This window comes from Bradyrhizobium iriomotense (genome assembly GCF_018130765.1).
Classification (GTDB): domain Bacteria; phylum Pseudomonadota; class Alphaproteobacteria; order Rhizobiales; family Xanthobacteraceae; genus Bradyrhizobium; species Bradyrhizobium iriomotense_A.
The window spans coordinates 406,350-424,488 of the sequence record NZ_JAFCJZ010000002.1; the positions used below are offsets into that span (position 1 = coordinate 406,350).

The following is an 18,139-nucleotide window of genomic DNA, read 5'->3' on the forward strand; positions in this document are numbered from 1 at the left end:
TCGTTCGCGTCCTCGTTCTCCTGATCATGCCAGCCACATCGTCGAACAAACCCTATCGCGTCGGCCGCTCCAAGACCGGGCTCGGCCTCTTCGCCACCAAACCGATCAAGAAGGGAACCCGGATCATCCGTTATTTCGGACCGATCCTGGACTCGCGAATCCCTGAGCAGGACGAGATCGAGAACAAATATCTGTTCGAGCTCAACGGCCGCTGGACCATCGACGGCTCGGTGCGGAAAAATCTCGCGCGCTACATCAACCATTCCTGCCGGCCGAATGCGGAGTCGGACGTCCGCCCGCGTGAGCGCAAGGTCTTCATCCGCGCCATCAGGAACATCGAGCCGGGCGACGAGATCAACTACGATTACGGCACCGATTATTTCAAAGCCTATCTGAAGCCGATCGGCTGCAAGTGCGTCTCCTGCGAGGCCAAGCGCAAGAAGCTGCGCGCCGAGGAGCGGGCCGAGCGCGCCAAGGTGAAGGCGCGCACGGAAGCCAAGGCCAAGAAGGCGGGCCCCAAGGCTACCAAAAAGAAAAAGCTCAACGGTCATGCGTTCAGCAAGGCCAACGGGCGCGCGCGGGCGTAGCCCGCGCTTAAGCCTCCGGCTCAACTGTCATGCCCCGGCTTGACCGCGGCATCCAGTACGCCGCGGCTCCTCCGCATCACGTCGCCGTCTCTGGAATACTGGGTCGCCCGGTCCAGTGCGCAATTGCGCACAAGGCCGGGCGACGACGACGGCAAGTGGTGAGGCGGCCGAGCCTCACGCCGTCATCACACCCGCACTCTTCCGCAATCCCAGAAATTGCAACTCGGCGAACACGCCGGTGGCGATCGCCTGTGCCACGACCATCAGCTCGCCCACAAGGTTCGGCGACACCGCGCCCGAGAGCAGCAGTGCGATGCTGCCGACCGTCCAGGCCGCGTTGCCGATCACGACCAGCAGGACGAGCGGTTTCGCTACCGTGGCCCGCGAGGCGAGCCAGCCGACCAGGGCGGTGTAGGCGATCAGGAACAGGCCGGTCTCGCGCAGCAGCGCGTCGGGCAGGTTGAACAACGCTGCGAACGCGCTCGCGCCGAAGGTGAAGCCGAGAGCGGCGACGCCGCTGAAGATGGCGTCGGCGAGCAGGGCACGGCGCAGGAAGGTGGATGCGTCGATCATCGTAAGTCTCCTTGCTTGGGCTGGGGTGGAATTCAATGCCGTCCGCGCCACCAGGCGCGGAGCAGGCGGGCGAGGCGGAACGGGCAGAGGCTCTTGCCGACGCCGTGCTCGAAGGCGATGACCTGCGCGAGCACATAGTCGCCGGTCGAATGCACCAGCGGCTCGGGCATGTTGAGGCCGCGTGCCAGCATCCGGGTTGCGAATGCCATGGCCCAGGGCAAGACGTGGTCTGCGACGGTCCGATAGAGCAGCAGCGCGATCATGGTCATCTCCTGTTGCGACCGAAGATGCGCGCGGCTGCGCCCCAATTCGATTACCTCGCGGGTAATGGAAGGGCCGAAATCCGCATGCTAGGTTTCTGGTCATGAACGCACATGCATCCACGGCACAGGCCGAACGCAGCCAGCCGGTCCATATCGGCGACCATTTGCGCGAATGGCGGCAGCGCCGCCGCATGAGCCAGCTCGATCTCGCGGGCGAAGCCGAGATCTCGGCGCGACACCTGAGCTTCGTCGAGACCGGCCGCGCCGCGCCCTCGCGCGACATGGTGCTGAGGCTTGCCGAGCGTCTCGACGTGCCGTTGCGCGAACGCAACGTGTTGCTGGTCGCCGCCGGCTACGCGCCGGCCTTCGCGCAGCGCCCGCTGGAGGATCCCGCCTTGAAATCAGCCCGCCAGGCGATCGACCTCGTTCTCAAAGCGCATGAGCCCAATCCCGCGCTCGCGGTGGACAGGCACTGGAACCTGGTCTCCGCCAACCGCATGGTGGCGCCGCTGCTCGACGGCATCCCGCAGCATCTGCTCGGCCAGCCCTTCAACGTGCTGAAGCTCGCCTTCCATCCCGAGGCGCTGGCGCCGCGCACGGTCAATCTCGCCGAATGGTGCGGGCATCTCTTGGAGCGGCTGCACCGCCAATGCGAGGCGACGGCCGATCCGGAGCTGATCAAGCTCTACAACGACCTCAAGAGCTATCCCATCCCGGCGCGCGCGGCCCCGCTGTCGAGCGACAATGTCGCCATTCCCTTCAAGCTGCGTCATGGCGGAGAGATACTAAGTTTCTTCTCCACCACCATGGTGTTCGGCACGCCCGTGGACATCACGCTGTCGGAGCTGGCGCTGGAGACGTTCTTCCCGGCGGACGAGCGCACCGCGGATCGGCTGAAGCAGATCGCGGCAGCTATGACGTAGCGCCCTTGCCTCGGGGCGGGTTCGGCTTATCTTTGGGCCAACCTTTACCGCCAAGGAGGCGCCTGACATGAGCACGCTGAAACCGCTCCAGATCGACGTCGTCTCCGACGTGGTCTGCCCCTGGTGCTATATCGGCAAGCACCGGATCGAGAGCGCGCTGGCGCTGGTGCCCGACGTTCCCGTCAAGCTCAACTTCCGCCCCTTCTTCCTCAATCCCTGGGTGCCGCGCGAGGGCATCAGCCGCGAGGCCTATCTCACCCAGAAGTTCGGCTCGGTCGAGGCCTATAAGGGCATTGCCGGCCGCGTCGTCGCGGCTGCGAGCGAGGAGGGCCTCGTCTACAAGCCCGAGTTGGTCGCGCGTCAGCCCAACACGACCGACTGCCATCGCCTGATCCTCTGGGCGGAAGCGATCGGCAAGGCGCCCGAGATGAAGCAGCGCCTGATGGAGCTCTATTTCCGCGACGGCGGCGATCTCACCGATGTGAACGTGCTGGTGCAGGCGGCCGCCGACATCGGCCTCGATGCCGCGGACGTGCGCAAGCGCCTTGCCACCGACGAGGACGTCGCACGCGTTTCGGCGGACGCGCAGGAGGCCGCCGAGAAGGGTATCTCCGGCGTGCCGACCTACGTGTTCGCGCAGAAATACGCCGTCTCCGGCGCGCAGGATCCGAACCTGCTCGCCCGCGCGATCCGCCAGGTCTCGGAGGAGATCAACGCGCAGGCGGCGGAGTAGCAGGTTTATTTGCGGAGCAGGCGAACTGCGTGGCGCGCCGCCGCGTAGGCAACGCCATGCGCCGCGAGCGCGCCGTGAACGAGCGCCACGATTGGATCGTGCCGCCGGAGCGGGATGAGCACGTCGCCGATCGCAAAACGTCCGCGCCAGATCGGGTTGATCATGGGGTGATGCGCGCTTGCCGTGGAATCCGCGCTGGCGATGGCGGGATCGGCGCAGAGGTGGCGGGTGAGATCGAGCGTGAGCTGCACGCCCGGCGAATATTTCGCAAAGCCCTCGTCGATGCCGAGCTTGAAGAAGAAGGCGCGGTCCTGGTGTCGCAGCACGATGCCGGCGGCGACCGGCGTCGTCCCGGCGCGAAGCGTGACGATCTCGCACTGCGCGGTTTCCGCCAGCGCCGGTACGGCGCGGCGGATGAAGGTCGCATCCCCGGCATGCTGGACCAGCGCAGTGCCGCGCTTACCTTTCCAACCGCTGGCTTCGAGCTGCAAAAATGCTTCGAGCGCCGGTCTGATTTCCTCGGGACTGCGTGCAACCTCGAACACGACGGGGCCGTGCTCTTCCAGGCGATGACGCTGGCGGCGCAGTTCCTTGAGCTTCTTGGCGCCAAGCGCGTCGCGCAACAGCGTTTCGCCATCCTGTGTCGCGTCGAGGCTGGCGCGGATGTAGGAGGAGAGCACGCGTGGTTTCAGGCTGTCGCGGCTCAGGATCTGGTTGAGCGCATTCATCGCCGCGCCGTCGAGCGCAACGTCGTTCAGCACCAGCGCGTGGGCGCCGGCCTCGCGCGCCTGCTGCAACAGGCGCGTTGCCGCCTCGATCGGGGCATCGCGGTCGATCAGCGGGCTGCACAGCGTGCCATAGGGATGCGCGCTCACCAGGGCGGGCAGGGGAATCTTTTGGGCGTGCCACAGCGAGATCACCGGCATCAGCCCGATCAGTCGGGCCGCAGATCTGTCGAATGCGGGAAGCGCCGAGGCGTCCGTGCGGCCGCGTGCGGTTGCGCTGACGGCGAGCTCCCAGGCGGGCAGGTAATATCCGTTCGGCTCGATCGCGCGCTGCGCGAGCGCGCGCCATTGGCCGGGGTCGACCGCGGCAAGCGGAACGCGAGCGCGCGCCGTCGCGGCATCGCCTGTCGATGCCGGATTGATCGCAGCCTGTTGTGCGATGTCGACCACGTCCCGTCGTCCCCGTTCACGCGGGCTGAGCCCGTGTTACGGATCATGCTTAGCGCAAAGATTGGAAAATACCGTTGGGACGCCGCTTCAATTCGAGCGGTAGTGTTAACTTCTCATTCAGCATCCGGCCGGGGTCGCCGGAAGCTTCATGGAATGTGGTGCGCTACTGGTCGCCCGGCACGAAATGATCGCGGGCGCTCGCCCGTCCGCCGCTGGCCGTATCGGTGATGACGATATCGACGTCACGGGAGGTCTTCGGAAGGTCGCCAGGACCGACCTGCACCGACAGCCTGACCTCGCGCGTCTGATCCTGCCCGACCTCGATCACGGGCTTGCCGCCGGGGCCAGCCTCGATGCCGGCGACGCGAATGTTCGCACCCGGCAGACCGGAGACTTGAAGCGCAAACGATCGCTGCGCGCCCTTGTTGAGGATGCGCACGGTATAGTCGTTGCGGACCCCGCCATCCGAGAGTTGGACAAAGAGCGGATTGCGCTCGTGCAGCACGTTGACGTCCATCGTCGCGCGGGTGGCGAGGGTGTAGAGCATGATGCTGCCCACGATGGCGATGGCCGCGGCATAGATCAGCGTGCGCGGACGGATGATGCGGTAGATCGGTGCCTTGCCCTCGCGCCGACGCTGCATGTTGATGTCGGTGTCGTAGCCGATCAGGCCTTTGGGCCGGCCGATCTCGCGCATCACGTTGTCGCAGGCATCGATGCACAGGCCGCACTGGATGCAGCCGAGCTGGATGCCGTTGCGGATGTCGACGCCGGTCGGGCAGACATTGATGCACTGGTGACAGTCGACGCAGTCGCCGGCGGGATCACCATGGGCACGGGCCGCATCCGCCTTCTTCACCGACATGCGCGGCTCGCCCCGGTCGCGGCGATAGGTGACGTTGAGCGCCCATTCGTCGGTCAGCGCCGCCTGGATGCGTGGCCACGGGCACATGTAGATGCACATCTGCTCACGGGCGTGACCGGCAAAGACATAGGTCGTGGCGGTGAGGATACCGATCCAGAGATAGGCGATGAACGGGGCCTCGAAGGTGGCGAGTTCCTTCACCAGCGTCGGCGCGTCGGAGAAATAGAGCACCCAGGCGCCGCCGGTCCACCAGGCGATCATGATCCAGAGAAAGTGTTTCAGCGCGACTTTCCGGATGTGGTCGAGGGTCCAGTAGCGCTTGTCGCCCTGCATGCGCTCGCGCCGGTCGCCCTCGACCCAGCGCTCCACCGCGTAGAACAGGTCGGTCCACACCGTCTGCGGACACATGTAGCCGCACCACAGCCGGCCGGCGACCGCATTCATCAGGAACAGCGCCATCGCCGCGATGATCAAGAGGCCGGTGAAGTAGTAGACCTCCTGCGGCCACAGCTCGATGAAGAAGAAGTAGAAGCGCCGATGCGGAAGATCGATCAGCACCGCCTGGTCGGGCAGGCCCGGTCCGCGGTTCCAGCGTACGAACGGCAGGAGATAGTAGGTTCCGAGCGTGACGCACAGGATCGCCCATTTGATGCGGCGAAACGGGCCGTGGACGGATTGCGGATAGACCTTCCTGCGCTTCTCGTAGAGAGGCCCCTCGATGAAGGTGTCGTCACTCATCCCGCACGTTCCCGCGTTTGCGTCAGCGAAGTCCTATCCCGGTGCACAGAAGAGGCGGTACAGGGTCTCCAGCACCGCGCGGACCTCCTGGCTCGCGATGCTGTAGTATATGGTCTGACCGTCCCGCCTGGGTTTGACCAGGCTCAATGCGCGCATCTTTCCGAGGTGTTGGGATAGCGCGGCCGATGACAGGCCGGCGATGTCGGCGAGTTCGCCGACGGATCTTTCGCCGTCCAGCATGTTGCAGAGAACCAGGAGCCGCTTGGGATTGCCCATGGCGGTGAGGAGGCGGGAGGCCTCTTCGGCCTTCTCCTCCAGAGCGAGCAGTTCCTGATTCCGGGGCTTGCGCTTCATGACCGCCCAATATATTAGTAAATTCGAAAATAAGAAACAACTGAAATAAAGATATCGCGCCCGCGAAGGGTGCTCTCGACCAGGAGAGGCTCATGGTCTCGACATCATTTACGCCGGTCGCGTCCCTCGTTGGCGGCGCGATGATCGGCCTCGCCGCCGTTCTGCTGATGTGGGCAACGGGGCGGATTGCCGGCGTCAGCGGCATCGCGGCGCGGCTGTTTCCGCCCTATGAGGACCGCGAATTTGCCGGGCGCCTCGCCTTCGTCGCCGGTCTCGTCGCCGCGCCCGTGCTGGTGTTGCTCGTCACCGGAAGCCTGCCGGCCCAGACGATCGCGGCAGGGCCGGCCGTGCTGATCGTCGCCGGATTGCTCACGGGTTTCGGTTCGGTGTGGGGCAGTGGCTGCACCTCCGGCCACGGCGTTTGCGGCTTGTCGCGGCTGTCGGTGCGCTCGCTGGTCGCGACCATGACCTTCATGGCGGCCGGCATGGCGACCGTCTTCGTGATGCGGCACTGGAGCTGACGGCGATGGCAATCCTCGTTCAATTCGCGATCGGCCTGATCTTCGGCATCGGCCTCATCGTCTCCGGCATGTCGAACCCGGCCAAGGTGCTGAACTTTCTCGACGTCGGCGGCATTCCGGCAGGGACATGGGATGCGAGCCTCGCCTTCGTGATGGCGGGCGCGGTGGCCGTGACCTTCATCGGCTTCAGCCGCGTCCTGAAGCTCGCGCGTCCGTTCTTCGCCGATCGATTTTATCTGCCGACACGACGCGACATTGATCCCAAGATCGTCGCAGGTCCCGCGATCTTCGGTATCGGCTGGGGACTGGCGGGCTTCTGTCCGGGGCCGGCGCTGACCGCGCTCGGATTCGGGTCGGTCTCCGCCGTCATCTTCGTTGCGGCGATGTGCGCCGGCATGGTGCTCGCCCGCTTCATCGCTCACCTGCCGTCATTGACGCGTTTCGTCACACCGGCCGATCCGCTTGAAACCTGAAGTCACCGTAGAGAGTAAGTCATGGACAAGAACTATCCCGAGATCACCCGGCAAATCTCCGCCAACATGAAGAAGCTGCGGAGCGACATCCCCGACACCATGAAGGGATTTGCCGCGCTCGCCCAGGCCGCCACGCGCGACGGTGCGCTGGACAAGAAGACCAAGGAGCTGATCGCGCTGGCGCTCGGGGTTGCCGCGCATTGCGACGGCTGCATCGGCTTTCACACCGAGGCCCTCGTCAAGCTCGGCGCAACGCGCGAGGAGGTCGAGGAGACGCTCGGCATGGCCGTCTACATGGGAGGCGGCCCGTCGCTGATGTACGCCGCAGATGCGATCGCGGCCTACGAGCAGTTCCAGCAGCAATCCGTTGCCGCCTGACGGCGCTTGCTCTCATAGTAACGCGGCCGGACGAGCATGCTCGTCCGGTCCTGTCGATCATGGCTTCATCGACTACCAGCGGTCGTCGCCGACACCGACGCCCACGCTGACGCCGGGAGCACGGATGCCGACACCGGCACGCGGACCATCGTCCCAGTCGCGATAGGTGCGGCGCTCATAATAGCGCTCGCGCGGCATCCTGGCGTAGGAGTCACGCACAATCACGCGCGCGCCGCCGCGGGTGCGATAGCAATTGCCGGCATCATCGCAGACGAGCCGGACTTCCTGAACGAGTTCGGGGCTGGTGTATTCGCCGGTCGTGTAGATGTCGGCAGCTTTCGCGCCGCCCGCAGCAGCGAGGGCCCCGATGCCGGCCAGCAGTGCAATCGTAAACGTCCTCATCCTGTCCTCCTCGATACTGCCCTTGGCGGTAACAAGAAGGGGAGGCGAGGATCGTTCCGGCTGATTTTCAGGTTTTTCCCGGAACCGCACCATTCGTTAATGGCGCCTGTTCCTAGATCGGTTCGTAGACCTCGGTCCCGCAAATGTCGTCGGCTTCGGCGCGCCGGCGATCGACGACCTTGCCGCCATTGATGGTCACGATATAGGTCTGCGCGCCGAGCGGCGTGCCGGTTGCGGAGGTGAGCTGCGCGCGGACGCAGGCGGTCCAGCCCGGTCCCCGCACCTCGTGACGGGGCGGGGCGACATGAACCTCACGCGGATAGGACGTGGTGAGAAACACCACGTCGATCTGCTCACGCACCACGCGCTTGACGTCCGGGGGCGGCTCCGGCGAAGGCTGCTCGGCTTCCTTCATGCGCATGAACTCGGGCACCGGCGCCCGGCTGTCGGCAAAGCCGCAAGCACCGAGGCCGAGCGCGCCGGCCAGCAGCGCCGCATTAGCAATGATCCGCAACATCCGTGAACGTCCCCTGCGGGCCAACAGATAGGCACGAATGCGATCCGGCGAAGTCCGCCCCGATCAAAATTTGCTGAAGGCGCGGAACCGGCGGCATTTGCTATTGCGGGATTGCAGGCTAGTTTGTACCCCACGCGAGGGGGATTGCATCAATGAAGATTTTGGTCATAGCGGCTGCGGTGCTGGCGGTGGCGTGCGGCTCGGCCGAGGCGCAGGGGCGGCGCCAGCCCAATGACGGCGCCAAGCCGGCGGACAACAAGCCGAAGGTCGACGAGAAAGCTTACAAGGCCGCGCTCGAGCGCATTCCCGAGCCCAAGGAAAAGTACGATCCGTGGGGCGGTGCCCGCCCGAGCGAACCGGCCAAGAAGCCGAAATAGGGGGAGGCGGGCGTTTGCGGACCCGCCTGCGAATTCCGCCAGCGCTCGTTGCGCTCTTGTTGCTTGCGATGCCCCCCTGCGCCGCCTGGGAAAGCTGGGGCGGCGATGCCGGCGGCTCGCGCTTCTCGCCCTTGCGAGAGATCACGCCCGACAATGTCGGCCAACTCGTTCGCGCCTTCGAATATCACACCGGCGATCTCACTGCGCGCCCGCCCGAAGTGATGCGGCGAACGAAATTCCAGGCGACACCGCTGTTCGTCGAGGACAGCCTGATCTTCTGCTCGCCTTTCAACGAGGTGATCGCGCTCGATCCCGGCACGGGCGCGCAGAAATGGCGCTTCGATCCGAAGATCGCGACCAATCAGCGTCCCGCCAATCGCTATGTCTGCCGCGGTGTCACGTACTGGGTCGATGACCAGGCGCCTGCGAATGCCGCTTGCCGATCGCGGATATTCATGGGCACGAACGACGTCCGCCTGATTGCGCTCGATGCGAGGACCGGCATTCCCTGTGCCGGTTTCGGCAAGGGCGGCGAGATCAAGCTCGAGATCGGCCTGCGCCTGGAATGGCCGGGCGAATTCCAGATCACCTCGCCACCGGCGGTCGGCCGCGGCGTCGTCGTGGTCGGCTCCGCGATCGGCGACAACAGCCGCGTCGACGCGCCGAGCGGCATGGTACGCGCATTCGATGCGCGTACCGGCGAGCCGCGCTGGACCTTCGAGCCGCTCAAGCGCGACGGCATCGAGGCTGGTCACGCCAATGTCTGGGCGCCGATGTCGGTCGACGAGACGCGCGGGCTCGTGTTCTTGCCCACGACCTCGCCGTCACCGGACTTCTGGGGTGGCAAGCGACCGGGCAACAACGAGCACGCCAATTCGGTGGTCGCGCTGCGCGTCGAGACCGGCGAGCTCGTATGGGCGTTCCAGACCGTGCATCACGACGTCTGGGATTACGATCTGCCGGCGCAGCCAACGCTGACGCGTCTCGACACCGGCGAGGGGCAGCGCGACGTCGTGATCCAGCCGACCAAGCAAGGTTTTGTCTTCGTGCTCGATCGCGACACCGGCAAGCCGGTGTGGCCGGTCGAGGAGCGCGCGGTGCCGCAAGGTGGCGCGGAAGGCGAGAAGCTGTCTCCGACCCAGCCGTTTCCGACCCACGTGCCGGCATTGACATCACAGACGATCTCGACCGATGACGCGCTCTCGTTACTGCCTGGCTTGATGCGCTCGACGTGCGAGCGACGCTTCGCGGCGGCGCGCAACGAGGGACTGTTCACACCGCCGTCGACACAAGGCACGCTGGAATTTCCGTTCACCGGCGGCGGGGTCAACTGGGGCAGCGCGGCCTTCGATCCGGTCCACCAGATCCTCTACGCCAACACCAGCCGTGCTGTTCATCTCATCAAGCTGATCCCGCGCGCGGAAGCCGCCGGCTTCAATCCGCCGCCCGGTCATGATTTCGGCCGACAGCGCGGCGCGCCGTTCGCGATGTCGCGTGCGATGGTGATGTCGCCGCTCGGCTTTCTCTGCAACAAGCCGCCCTGGGGCGAGATGGTTGCGGTCGACCTGAAGGCGGGCAAAATTCTCTGGCGTTCGACGGTCGGCACCACCGAGGATCTGGCGCCGCTCGGCGTGCCACTGCCCTGGGGCGCGCCGCTCGTCAACGGACTCGCGGTCACTGCGGGCGGTCTCGTCTTCACCGGTGCGATGGATGCTTACTTGCGCGCCTTCGATGCGCGCAGCGGACGCGAGCTTTGGCAGGGGCGGCTGCCGGTGCCGGGCGTCGCCAATCCCATGACCTATCTCTGGAAGGGCGAGCAATATGTCGCGATCGGCGCCGGCGGGCATTCCGAAGCCGGCACATCGATCGGCGACAGCGTCGTTGCGTTCCGCCTGGCGCGGCCGGGCGAGGCGCCTTCGCTCTGGTCGCGCACGATCGATCGTCCGGGCGGACGATTTCTTGCGGCGACGTCGGCGATCACGCTCGCGATCATCACGCTCGTGATCGTCGGACTGCGCTGGCGTCGCCGCCATCGTAGCAGGCAGTCATGATCGTGTTGTGCATGTGATGCGAACACTCGTTCACATCGCATGTGTTATTGCACGAAAGCGAGGCCGATGCGCTTGTCGCTGCGCCATACGGGGCGGCAATTCCGCACGAAATTGTCGCGTGCGATCGAGAGTGTGAACGATTGCGGCAATGTGACGGGGCTCTCGAGGTCGATCGCCGCACCGCTTGCCGACATGTTTCGCACCGTGCACGCGATGCCGCCGTCTTCGAAGGTGATCGTTCCGCCCTTGAAAACACGGTGACGCTGTGCTGCGCGCTTCTCGATCATCGGCATTAATCCATCGTGACGATTGTGAAATAGTGCATAGAAATTACGTTGAAATGAACTGAATACTGGCGCTACTTGCGTAGCGCTTCAGACTTCGTTTACGACGTTGAAGCGGTGAGTCACGTCCCGCCGACTTTTCTCACGATCCTTTCCTTTATGGCGTTACGCGCCGATGGAGATATTGATGAAGACCACGCTTTCGCTTCTGTTCGCCGCAGCGCTCTCGCTGTCGTGGATGCCCGCCCACGCCGTCAAGTGGGACCTCTCGACCATGACCTGCAAGCAATTCCTCGATAGCGGCGAAGACAACATCGCGGTCGTGCTGACCTGGATGGACGGCTGGTACAAGGGCGACGAAGACAACGCGATCATCGACACCGAGGTGTTCATCGAGAACGCCAAGAAGTTCGGTGCCTATTGCGGAAAGAATCCGACCGTCAGCGTCGTCACCGCGGCCGACGAGATCCTCGGCAAATAACTCTTGAAGCGGACCGAAGCGCGGATGCAATCGCGCGTCGGCCTCGCTTCGATACGAACGTCATCGAGAGCCGCGGTGCGCCTTGCGCTCACGCGGCTCTCTTCTTTTGGGACGATGCTCAGCCCGGCAGCATCGCGAACGCGCTCGACACCATCGCCACCTGCTTGTTGTCGGTGGCCGAGAGCAGCGTGACGCGGCCAAAGCTCATGGTGCGTCCGAGCCGCACCACGCGCGCATCCGCGAGCACATCCGAAGAGGAGACCGCGCGCATGAAATGCGTGGTCTGGTCGACCGTCGTCATCGGGCGATAGCCGCGATTGGCGGCAAGGTTCGCGATCACCATCGCGGTGTCGGCGAACGCCATCAGCGCCTGGCCGCAGATCACGCCGCCGCTCCGGCACAGCCGCTCCGAGAACGGCATGCGCAGCAGCGCGCCCGGCTGCCAGTCGGGCTCATCCGGTGGCGGCACATGTTCGATGCGCTCGACCGAGAGGTTGAGATCCTGGACCCAGGGCGCGAAGACCTCGCCGAGGATGCGTCTGGCCTCACTGATGCCGAACTCGGCGTCTGGCTGCGATGGCATTGCTGTGGTTTCCTCCATTGTTGCCGGGTGTTTCGGACATTCTGCCCGCACCGGCGCGGCAAAGTCACCCGCCTGGCGCCGGTCCCGTCGGCTTGAAAATGCCAGACTTGGCCCGATATGATGCCGTGGTTGGGTACGGGTGGGCGATGTTGCGTCGGTATGTCCTCGTCTTTTGTCTGGTTGCGCTCGGTCTTGCGCTGAACGGGTGTACAAAGTGCGGCCCGATCTGGGACGACTGGCTGCACGCGCCGAAATCGTGCCGATCGTAGCGGTCCCTGCGGCCCCCAAGCGGTCGCGACCGGCTGCGTAAGGATGACAAGGCACGGGCGATCCGCGCCTCCATGAAATGATCTGAGGAGTCAAAGATGAAGCTTTTCCGTATGGCGGCGGTGCTGCTGGCCGTGCTGGCCGGACCGGCCTATGCGCAAATGCCCAATCTCAATTTGCTGCAGGACGGCCCGGGCAAGACCCCGGAGGAGAAGGCCGCGGAAGCCGAGCGTGACAAGGCCTACAAGGAAACGCTGAAGAAGATTCCGGACGCCAAGGCCTCCAACGATCCCTGGGGTGGCATGCGCTCCGATCCGCCGAAGCAGGCGGCGCCGAAGGCGTCGGCCGCGACCACCAGCGCGCCGAAGAAGACCAAGACCGGCACAGCCGCGAACTGAGCCTTTCGGACGGGGGCGGGATCGCCTTCCGGCCGGGACTCCTCCTCGTCCGCCTACTCCCTACATTGAGCTTAGGTATTGCGTAGAGGAGGGCCGGTCATGGCCGATCGTCCGCGGGATCTCGCCGAGCGGATGGCGCGCCGGCGCAAGACCGGCGGCAACACGCCGGGCGGGCGCTCCGGTGACGGCTATCTGCGCGAGACCTTTACGCTGCCGCGTGCGGCGGCGCGGGCGAGGGCAGAGGCCTTCTTCGCCCGCTACCCCAGGGCCGGCTATATGAGCGCGGTCGAGACTTGGCGCGAACTGCCCGGCGGCGAGATCGAATTCACCATGCGGCGGCTGCCCAGCGCCGATTGAGAGGGCCACGCCCTCGCGTCTAGTCGAGCGTCTCGGCGACGATGCGGATGCGGAACACCGGCTCCTTGGCCTCGTCGAGGAGCTCCATGTGCCATTCGGAATTTTCCTGGAGCTTGCGGGCGATCCCGGCGGCCATGTCGGCGCAGACGCTGGTCATCTCCTTCCAGGCGGAATCGCGATCGGAAAATTCCGTCGCCTGATCCGCACAGCCGGAATAACGGCCATTGCGGATTCGGAAGAAGTAGAGCGGCATGGCTGGCACCGGTCGCGCGTGAAGGCCCCGCCCCCCAAGGCCAAGGGCGGGGCAGTGCAATCCCAAACTTCCGGCAGATCAATTCCGGATGTCTACGGAGTGTATGCGGCTCCGTTCAGGGTATGCCGCGCCGCACAAGGATGCCCCGCTCGATCAGGCTGTCTTGCGCCCGATGGCCTTCAATTCCCGATCGATGCGCAGTTGCACCCGCCGGATCGCCAACAGGTCGATCTTGGTCTCGGTCTTGCCGGACTTGACCTGCTCCCCGATGCGGAACTGCCACTGCCAGACTCCGGGAATCGCCGTCTTGGCGACGGTGAACTCGACACCCCTGTGATTCATGGTCACCTCCCACGATTCACCATCCATCACTGCACACATGTTGGTCGTCATCATATTCCAGGGACAAGCGAAATCTGCCGATAACTCTTGGATAGCTCACGGAAATCTCGAAAGCGCACACGTCATCGCCCGGCCAGGAACTTTGTTCATGGCCGGAGAACCACGGAGCCAGTTCAATGCTGATGCTGCCGGAGACTCTTGATCCAGATCAGTCTCCGGATTCGAAAAAGCGCGGGCGCTGAACGGCAAGCGATCAGGCGCATCTCGCGAGGCGGCACGTGCCTTGCTTGGCCGCATGACGGCAATAACAAGGGCGCGTCATGCTCGGCATTCCCCGCCGCTATTCTCATTTCGTCTTCGGCGTCATCCAGTCCGGATTGACCTCGCTGATCGCGGCGGGAATCGCCAGCTTTCCCGCTGATGGCGCGATGCTGTTCGTTCGGCACTGGATGGTGTCGTGGCTGATCGCATGGGCCGCGATGCTGCCCATGGTGCTGCTGGCGGCGCCCGCGATCCGCGCCTTCTCGCTGCGGCTGACGCGGGAGGAGCGCGGCGCGTGAGTGGCCGGCACGCATGAAAAAAACCCCGCTTGGGGAGAGCCAAGCGGGGAGAAGGTTATTGGAGGCTGAGGTGCTGGGCTGCAACACCATAAGCCGAGCGACCCTATCCGGCTGAGCTTACGGCAGCCTGACAGGTTCTTGAATCGAATCGGCGCCCGGCGCTACCCGCGCACAGGTCCGCAAACAGAAAACCCCGCTCGGGGAGAGCGGGGTCGTCGACTGGGTATGGAGGCCCGGTGTTGGTCCACCGGGCTGATCGACACTAGGCGAGTTGGCTTACGGACGCCTGACGGCAGCAAGCGAACGCAGCGCTGAGCAGGCCGCAGACTGGCCCCGCACCGGTCCCAATTTGGCCACCCGATCGCACCACTGAGGCCACAGCCGCAGGCAAGATTCCGCTGAGTCCGGTGCTGCCATGGGGGAACGTGGCACGCCGGCAACGGGGTGGCATCATGGATAACGTCGAGCGGTCATTTGCCGCCGCGACAGCGGCTGGCTTCATTGTGTTGGTGATCGGCATCGCGCTGCTGGCGCTGCTGTAGGGATCAGGAAGCGGGGTAGACGGCGACCGGTCCGGGCCAGCATGGCCACGGACGCGCCGTTGGTCCTGCAAAAAGCTGCAAAACAACCCCATACACAGTAGGCCGCCGTGCGGTTCTCTCGCGCGATCAATGGCTTAGAGGTGGTGTCTAAATACCTTTGCCGCCCGCGACAGGCGTTTCGCCGCGCGCCGGCGGATCTAATGAACCTTGATCGCGTCCAGCGGGAGGCGGAGCTCGGCGGCACGCTCCTCGCGGTCCTTCTTGCGGAACTCGTTTTCCCTGCGCTCGAACTTGATCATCTCCTCGAGCGCCACCTCCAGCAGGTGATTGCGCCTGGTGGCATGGTGCTGCGTATTTTCCGTCATGACCGAGATCCCGATTGTTGCGATCCAACCCCAGAGAAGGCCGCAGAGCACCGAAAGGTTCGATGCCGCAGGACTGCGGAAGCATGACGGCACGCGGCGGCTGTGTCTTTGATGCGTGTCAGCTTCGGCTGAAGACGGACGCTGTTGCGTCGGCGCCGGGCTCTTGCAGTACGATGAAGCCGACTTGAATATCAGGGGGAGAGCCAAATGCCGGACTGGATCCTCGCGCCGATCTGTCTTGCGGTCCTTGTCGGCTTCATGGGATTTGCATTTCGGCAGGGATTGAAGGTGCGGCCGGACCGAAATAATCGCGAGGTCGGGCCGAGCCTCAACAGCAGCCAGTCGGATACCTCCCACGGCGGCTTCGATGGTCATTCCGCAGGTTCAGACTGAGGCGTCCCGCAAGATGGACGCGATCTTCCCTTGGCGTATTGGGTGAAGCGCATTCTGCTCAAGACCGGAGAACTGGTGACGGGGCGCGAGCTCCGGCCGGATGAGAATCTTTTCCGGAGTGAGGCGCCCGTCATCGGCGACACCATCGAGGTCGCGCGGCCCGATCACGCAGAATCATGGCAGCCAGTTCAAGAACGGGATTCTTCCCAGGGGAACGGCTCCTGTGTCTTGCGGCCGAGGAACGTGTCCGGCACAGGCAATTGGAGCACTTTCGACGCCTCCGCCACCAGCTCGCGCATGAGGGCGTTCTGCTCGTCGAACTCGGCAACCAGATTGCGTGCGCGCGAAATGTGATTGTGGCTGGCCATGGCGGCGCTCCCTTGCTTTGCAGGCGGGAGCACGCTCGGTCTCTCAGCCACCGACGCCTACGGGCAGAGCCTCGGCCGGTGATGTCAATAAACTGCCACGGGCCGCATCGGTTCACCATTGAACTTAGGGTGTTGCTGCGGGCGCTTTCAGCAGCCGGCCCATGTGCGAGCCGGTCTCGGGCCTGGCGGGCTTTGCGGCCTCGCGTCATCCAAGGAATTTGTCGAACGCCACCAAGGCGCCAAAGGCTGTCGCGGTGACGGCAAGGAAGGCGGCAAAATACCAGAGGCGATACATGCCGGGATAAACCCGGGCGCATTGCAAAGGTTCTGGAGGCGACAACTGCCGGCGCGGCCTCAGTGGACCTTGATGATCTTATCCAAGGGAAGGCGAAGCTCCGCCGCGCGCTCCTGGCGGTCCTTTTGGCGGAACTCCATTTCTCGCCGTTCGAACGCGATCAGCTCTTTCCGGGCTGCGTCCAACAGGCGATCTTTTGGCGCCATGCCAAGATGGGTGTGTTCCGTCATCACTCGCGCCCCCCGTCTCTCAGTCGCTGAACCTAGACAAGATCGGGAACAGCGGGAAGGTTCGGGTAACGTAGAATTACGGATTTATGACGGCGAGTGCCCGCATCAGGCGTTGGGAAAAGCGCGGCCGGGCTCGAAATGAGCGTCCCGGCGGCGCTCTATTTTCTAACTGAGCGCTGAAATCCCAGTTGACCGCAATGTGCAACGGCCATGCCACAGGTTTGTGACGCGATCACCCATGGTCGGCGGCCTCTCGTAATCTTATCGCTTCACATGTCCCGGAGCGTAACCGGAGGCGCCGGGAGAACCGGTCACCGGTCCATTGGACCGCATCTGATGTCCCGGGGAATAGCCGGATGCGCCTGTCGTGCCGGTTACGGGACCATTGCTCTGAAACGAGTGGCCGGGCGAAAAGCTGGACGCACCGCCACCAAAACCTCCTCCCGGTCCGCGCGCATGAGCCGCCGACGTCACAGCGACCAACGCAGCCGCGATTACGAGCACTTTCTTCATTTGAGCCACCCTTGGTTCTCGATCCCGCCGCCCAGAGATTCGGCGGCTGTCCCAGATCGGGAAAAAGTGGAAGCCGGGCGGCGTGTTCAAAATAAGTCGCCGCGATGTCCGATAATTGAAATCAGGATGCCCCTGGATTCAACTTGGGGGCAAATGCGGACAGTACCCGAAATCGGTGCTGTCCTAATTAGGACACCCGTGAGGGCGAATTAGGACACTGCAAATCCGGGGTAGGTTGGTTGCCCAATCGCTAGTTCCACGGTTCCGATGCAGGTTGTTTGGGCCTGAGCTAGCGCACCGCCCTAAAGCTGGCCCAGTACCTTGGCCTCAACTCCAGCCAGCCCGAGTTGGGGCCGCCTTTTCGCCAACTGAGGCGGCCTTGCCTTTGAATATAAACGGCCCCAACTGGGGGGCCGCCAACCCGCTGATGGGGTTTTCCTCCAACAGTCTGGGGGGGCACCTTTCGTGCTGGGGGCATCGTAGAGATGCGCTGCTAGGCTGATAGTTCCTCAGCCGCTTAGACTGGTACGAAAGAGGCCGCCACGGATGCGGCCTTACTCTTTGGGGAAGGGCACTTTGATTTTACGGATGGTATCGAGAGCCGGTGGCATTTTTGCTATCGCCTGCTCAAGCTCGACGGCTATAGCCCTGTAGCGAACGAGCACTCTCGCGAACACGTCGCGCTTAATTTGGCTCTTTGCAGCCTGCTGCATACGCTCGCATTCGGCGATTTGCACGCGGAGCATTTCTAGGTGGGCCAGCGTGTCTTTCATGGCTGTATCTTAGTGCGCAAAGACGCCCATAAGCAGTCCGGCGAGAAGGAGTGCAGCGCCAAGGACGGCGACGGCCAGACAAATGCGAGCTGGGATTGAATAGGCCTCGAAATGAGGTTGTTCGATCATGACACGCACCCTTGCCATATAGGCGGGAGTGCAATCGGTCTCTCAGTCACCGACGCCTACGGGCAGAGCCTCAGCC

General features: G+C 64.2%; 27 protein-coding genes. 12 read left to right on the forward strand and 15 right to left on the reverse strand.

Going from position 1 to position 18,139, the window contains the following annotated elements; translation table 11 throughout:
• Positions 1–26 precede the first annotated feature (26 nt).
• Positions 27–587 carry an SET domain-containing protein gene (locus JQ635_RS05270; RefSeq protein WP_211408804.1) on the forward strand — a complete coding sequence of 187 codons (561 nt, stop codon included), beginning with the start codon at positions 27–29 and terminating at the stop codon, positions 585–587.
• A 174-nt stretch (positions 588–761) separates the two neighbouring features.
• On the opposite strand, the gene JQ635_RS05275 is transcribed toward JQ635_RS05270, so the two are convergent.
• Complete coding sequence (locus tag JQ635_RS05275) at positions 762–1,160, reverse strand: hypothetical protein (RefSeq protein WP_211408805.1); 399 nt, start codon at positions 1,158–1,160, stop codon at positions 762–764.
• Between the two features lie 32 nt (positions 1,161–1,192).
• Positions 1,193–1,423: a hypothetical protein gene (locus JQ635_RS05280; protein ID WP_211408806.1), complete on the reverse strand. Its 231-nt coding sequence runs from the start codon at positions 1,421–1,423 to the stop codon at positions 1,193–1,195.
• Between the two features lie 101 nt (positions 1,424–1,524).
• Here JQ635_RS05280 and JQ635_RS05285 point away from each other — a divergent pair, with 101 nt between their 5' ends.
• Complete coding sequence (locus tag JQ635_RS05285) at positions 1,525–2,346, forward strand: helix-turn-helix domain-containing protein (RefSeq protein ID WP_211408807.1); 822 nt, start codon at positions 1,525–1,527, stop codon at positions 2,344–2,346.
• 67 nt (positions 2,347–2,413) lie between these two features.
• Complete coding sequence (locus JQ635_RS05290; protein ID WP_211408808.1) at positions 2,414–3,079, forward strand: DsbA family oxidoreductase; 666 nt, start codon at positions 2,414–2,416, stop codon at positions 3,077–3,079.
• 5 nt (positions 3,080–3,084) lie between these two features.
• On the opposite strand, the gene JQ635_RS05295 is transcribed toward JQ635_RS05290, so the two are convergent.
• The 3 genes from JQ635_RS05295 to JQ635_RS05305 form a co-directional block, all read right to left on the reverse strand.
• Positions 3,085–4,254: a GNAT family N-acetyltransferase gene (locus JQ635_RS05295; RefSeq protein WP_211408809.1), complete on the reverse strand. Its 1,170-nt coding sequence runs from the start codon at positions 4,252–4,254 to the stop codon at positions 3,085–3,087.
• Between the two features lie 163 nt (positions 4,255–4,417).
• Positions 4,418–5,857 carry a cytochrome c oxidase accessory protein CcoG gene (gene ccoG / locus JQ635_RS05300; protein ID WP_211408810.1) on the reverse strand — a complete coding sequence of 480 codons (1,440 nt, stop codon included), beginning with the start codon at positions 5,855–5,857 and terminating at the stop codon, positions 4,418–4,420.
• Positions 5,858–5,890: 33 nt separating this feature from the next.
• Entirely contained in the window at positions 5,891–6,211 is a 321-nt protein-coding gene (locus tag JQ635_RS05305) for an ArsR/SmtB family transcription factor (protein WP_211408811.1), read from the reverse strand.
• Between the two features lie 92 nt (positions 6,212–6,303).
• On the opposite strand from JQ635_RS05305, the gene JQ635_RS05310 reads away from it, so the two are divergent.
• From JQ635_RS05310 to JQ635_RS05320, 3 genes are read left to right on the forward strand one after another with little or no spacing between them, the layout of a single operon-like run.
• Positions 6,304–6,732 carry a YeeE/YedE family protein gene (locus JQ635_RS05310; protein ID WP_211408812.1) on the forward strand — a complete coding sequence of 143 codons (429 nt, stop codon included), beginning with the start codon at positions 6,304–6,306 and terminating at the stop codon, positions 6,730–6,732.
• A 5-nt stretch (positions 6,733–6,737) separates the two neighbouring features.
• Positions 6,738–7,205 carry a DUF6691 family protein gene (locus tag JQ635_RS05315; protein ID WP_211408813.1) on the forward strand — a complete coding sequence of 156 codons (468 nt, stop codon included), beginning with the start codon at positions 6,738–6,740 and terminating at the stop codon, positions 7,203–7,205.
• Between the two features lie 21 nt (positions 7,206–7,226).
• The gene (locus tag JQ635_RS05320) at positions 7,227–7,583 is read left to right on the forward strand and encodes a carboxymuconolactone decarboxylase family protein (RefSeq protein WP_211408814.1); all 357 of its coding nucleotides are present in this window, start codon (positions 7,227–7,229) and stop codon (positions 7,581–7,583) included.
• A gap of 72 nt (positions 7,584–7,655) precedes the next feature.
• On the opposite strand, the gene JQ635_RS05325 is transcribed toward JQ635_RS05320, so the two are convergent.
• The gene (locus JQ635_RS05325) at positions 7,656–7,985 is read right to left on the reverse strand and encodes a hypothetical protein (protein ID WP_211408815.1); all 330 of its coding nucleotides are present in this window, start codon (positions 7,983–7,985) and stop codon (positions 7,656–7,658) included.
• A 112-nt stretch (positions 7,986–8,097) separates the two neighbouring features.
• A complete protein-coding gene (locus tag JQ635_RS05330; protein ID WP_211408816.1) occupies positions 8,098–8,502 on the reverse strand; it encodes a hypothetical protein in 405 nt (134 codons plus the stop codon).
• 152 nt (positions 8,503–8,654) lie between these two features.
• Here JQ635_RS05330 and JQ635_RS05335 point away from each other — a divergent pair, with 152 nt between their 5' ends.
• The gene (locus JQ635_RS05335; RefSeq protein ID WP_211408817.1) at positions 8,655–8,879 is read left to right on the forward strand and encodes a hypothetical protein; all 225 of its coding nucleotides are present in this window, start codon (positions 8,655–8,657) and stop codon (positions 8,877–8,879) included.
• Between the two features lie 68 nt (positions 8,880–8,947).
• The gene (locus JQ635_RS05340) at positions 8,948–10,930 is read left to right on the forward strand and encodes a pyrroloquinoline quinone-dependent dehydrogenase (protein WP_211408960.1); all 1,983 of its coding nucleotides are present in this window, start codon (positions 8,948–8,950) and stop codon (positions 10,928–10,930) included.
• Positions 10,931–10,974: 44 nt separating this feature from the next.
• Here the strand turns inward: JQ635_RS05340 and JQ635_RS05345 are convergent, their stop codons facing one another.
• Positions 10,975–11,217 (reverse strand): PilZ domain-containing protein, encoded by a 243-nt coding sequence (locus JQ635_RS05345; protein WP_211408961.1) that lies wholly within the window; start codon positions 11,215–11,217, stop codon positions 10,975–10,977.
• Positions 11,218–11,401: 184 nt separating this feature from the next.
• On the opposite strand from JQ635_RS05345, the gene JQ635_RS05350 reads away from it, so the two are divergent.
• Positions 11,402–11,695, forward strand: a complete 294-nt coding sequence (locus tag JQ635_RS05350) for an HdeA family protein (RefSeq protein ID WP_211408818.1) — start codon at positions 11,402–11,404, stop codon at positions 11,693–11,695.
• A 118-nt stretch (positions 11,696–11,813) separates the two neighbouring features.
• On the opposite strand, the gene JQ635_RS05355 is transcribed toward JQ635_RS05350, so the two are convergent.
• On the reverse strand, positions 11,814–12,278 hold the full coding sequence (locus JQ635_RS05355) for a PaaI family thioesterase (protein WP_211408819.1): 465 nt from the start codon (positions 12,276–12,278) through the stop codon (positions 11,814–11,816).
• A 365-nt stretch (positions 12,279–12,643) separates the two neighbouring features.
• Between JQ635_RS05355 and JQ635_RS05360 the strand changes: the two genes are divergently transcribed.
• Both JQ635_RS05360 and JQ635_RS05365 read left to right on the forward strand, forming a co-directional pair.
• Complete coding sequence (locus JQ635_RS05360; RefSeq protein WP_211408820.1) at positions 12,644–12,943, forward strand: hypothetical protein; 300 nt, start codon at positions 12,644–12,646, stop codon at positions 12,941–12,943.
• 99 nt (positions 12,944–13,042) lie between these two features.
• A complete protein-coding gene (locus JQ635_RS05365; RefSeq protein WP_211408821.1) occupies positions 13,043–13,300 on the forward strand; it encodes a hypothetical protein in 258 nt (85 codons plus the stop codon).
• A gap of 19 nt (positions 13,301–13,319) precedes the next feature.
• Here JQ635_RS05365 and JQ635_RS05370 read toward each other — a convergent pair whose 3' ends face one another.
• Both JQ635_RS05370 and JQ635_RS05375 read right to left on the reverse strand, forming a co-directional pair.
• Positions 13,320–13,553 carry a DUF6894 family protein gene (locus JQ635_RS05370; protein WP_018642771.1) on the reverse strand — a complete coding sequence of 78 codons (234 nt, stop codon included), beginning with the start codon at positions 13,551–13,553 and terminating at the stop codon, positions 13,320–13,322.
• Between the two features lie 153 nt (positions 13,554–13,706).
• Positions 13,707–13,895, reverse strand: coding sequence for a hypothetical protein (locus JQ635_RS05375; RefSeq protein ID WP_026311954.1), 189 nt, complete (start codon positions 13,893–13,895; stop codon positions 13,707–13,709).
• A gap of 320 nt (positions 13,896–14,215) precedes the next feature.
• Between JQ635_RS05375 and JQ635_RS05380 the strand changes: the two genes are divergently transcribed.
• The gene (locus tag JQ635_RS05380) at positions 14,216–14,455 is read left to right on the forward strand and encodes a DUF2798 domain-containing protein (protein WP_211408822.1); all 240 of its coding nucleotides are present in this window, start codon (positions 14,216–14,218) and stop codon (positions 14,453–14,455) included.
• Positions 14,456–15,194: 739 nt separating this feature from the next.
• On the opposite strand, the gene JQ635_RS05385 is transcribed toward JQ635_RS05380, so the two are convergent.
• From JQ635_RS05385 to JQ635_RS05400, 4 genes are all read right to left on the reverse strand, one after another.
• Positions 15,195–15,737 (reverse strand): hypothetical protein, encoded by a 543-nt coding sequence (locus JQ635_RS05385; protein WP_211408970.1) that lies wholly within the window; start codon positions 15,735–15,737, stop codon positions 15,195–15,197.
• 206 nt (positions 15,738–15,943) lie between these two features.
• Complete coding sequence (locus JQ635_RS05390) at positions 15,944–16,123, reverse strand: hypothetical protein (protein ID WP_211408823.1); 180 nt, start codon at positions 16,121–16,123, stop codon at positions 15,944–15,946.
• Between the two features lie 354 nt (positions 16,124–16,477).
• Positions 16,478–16,648: a hypothetical protein gene (locus JQ635_RS05395; RefSeq protein ID WP_211408824.1), complete on the reverse strand. Its 171-nt coding sequence runs from the start codon at positions 16,646–16,648 to the stop codon at positions 16,478–16,480.
• A 1,067-nt stretch (positions 16,649–17,715) separates the two neighbouring features.
• The gene (locus JQ635_RS05400) at positions 17,716–17,934 is read right to left on the reverse strand and encodes a hypothetical protein (protein WP_211408825.1); all 219 of its coding nucleotides are present in this window, start codon (positions 17,932–17,934) and stop codon (positions 17,716–17,718) included.
• Positions 17,935–18,139: the final 205 nt, after the last annotated feature.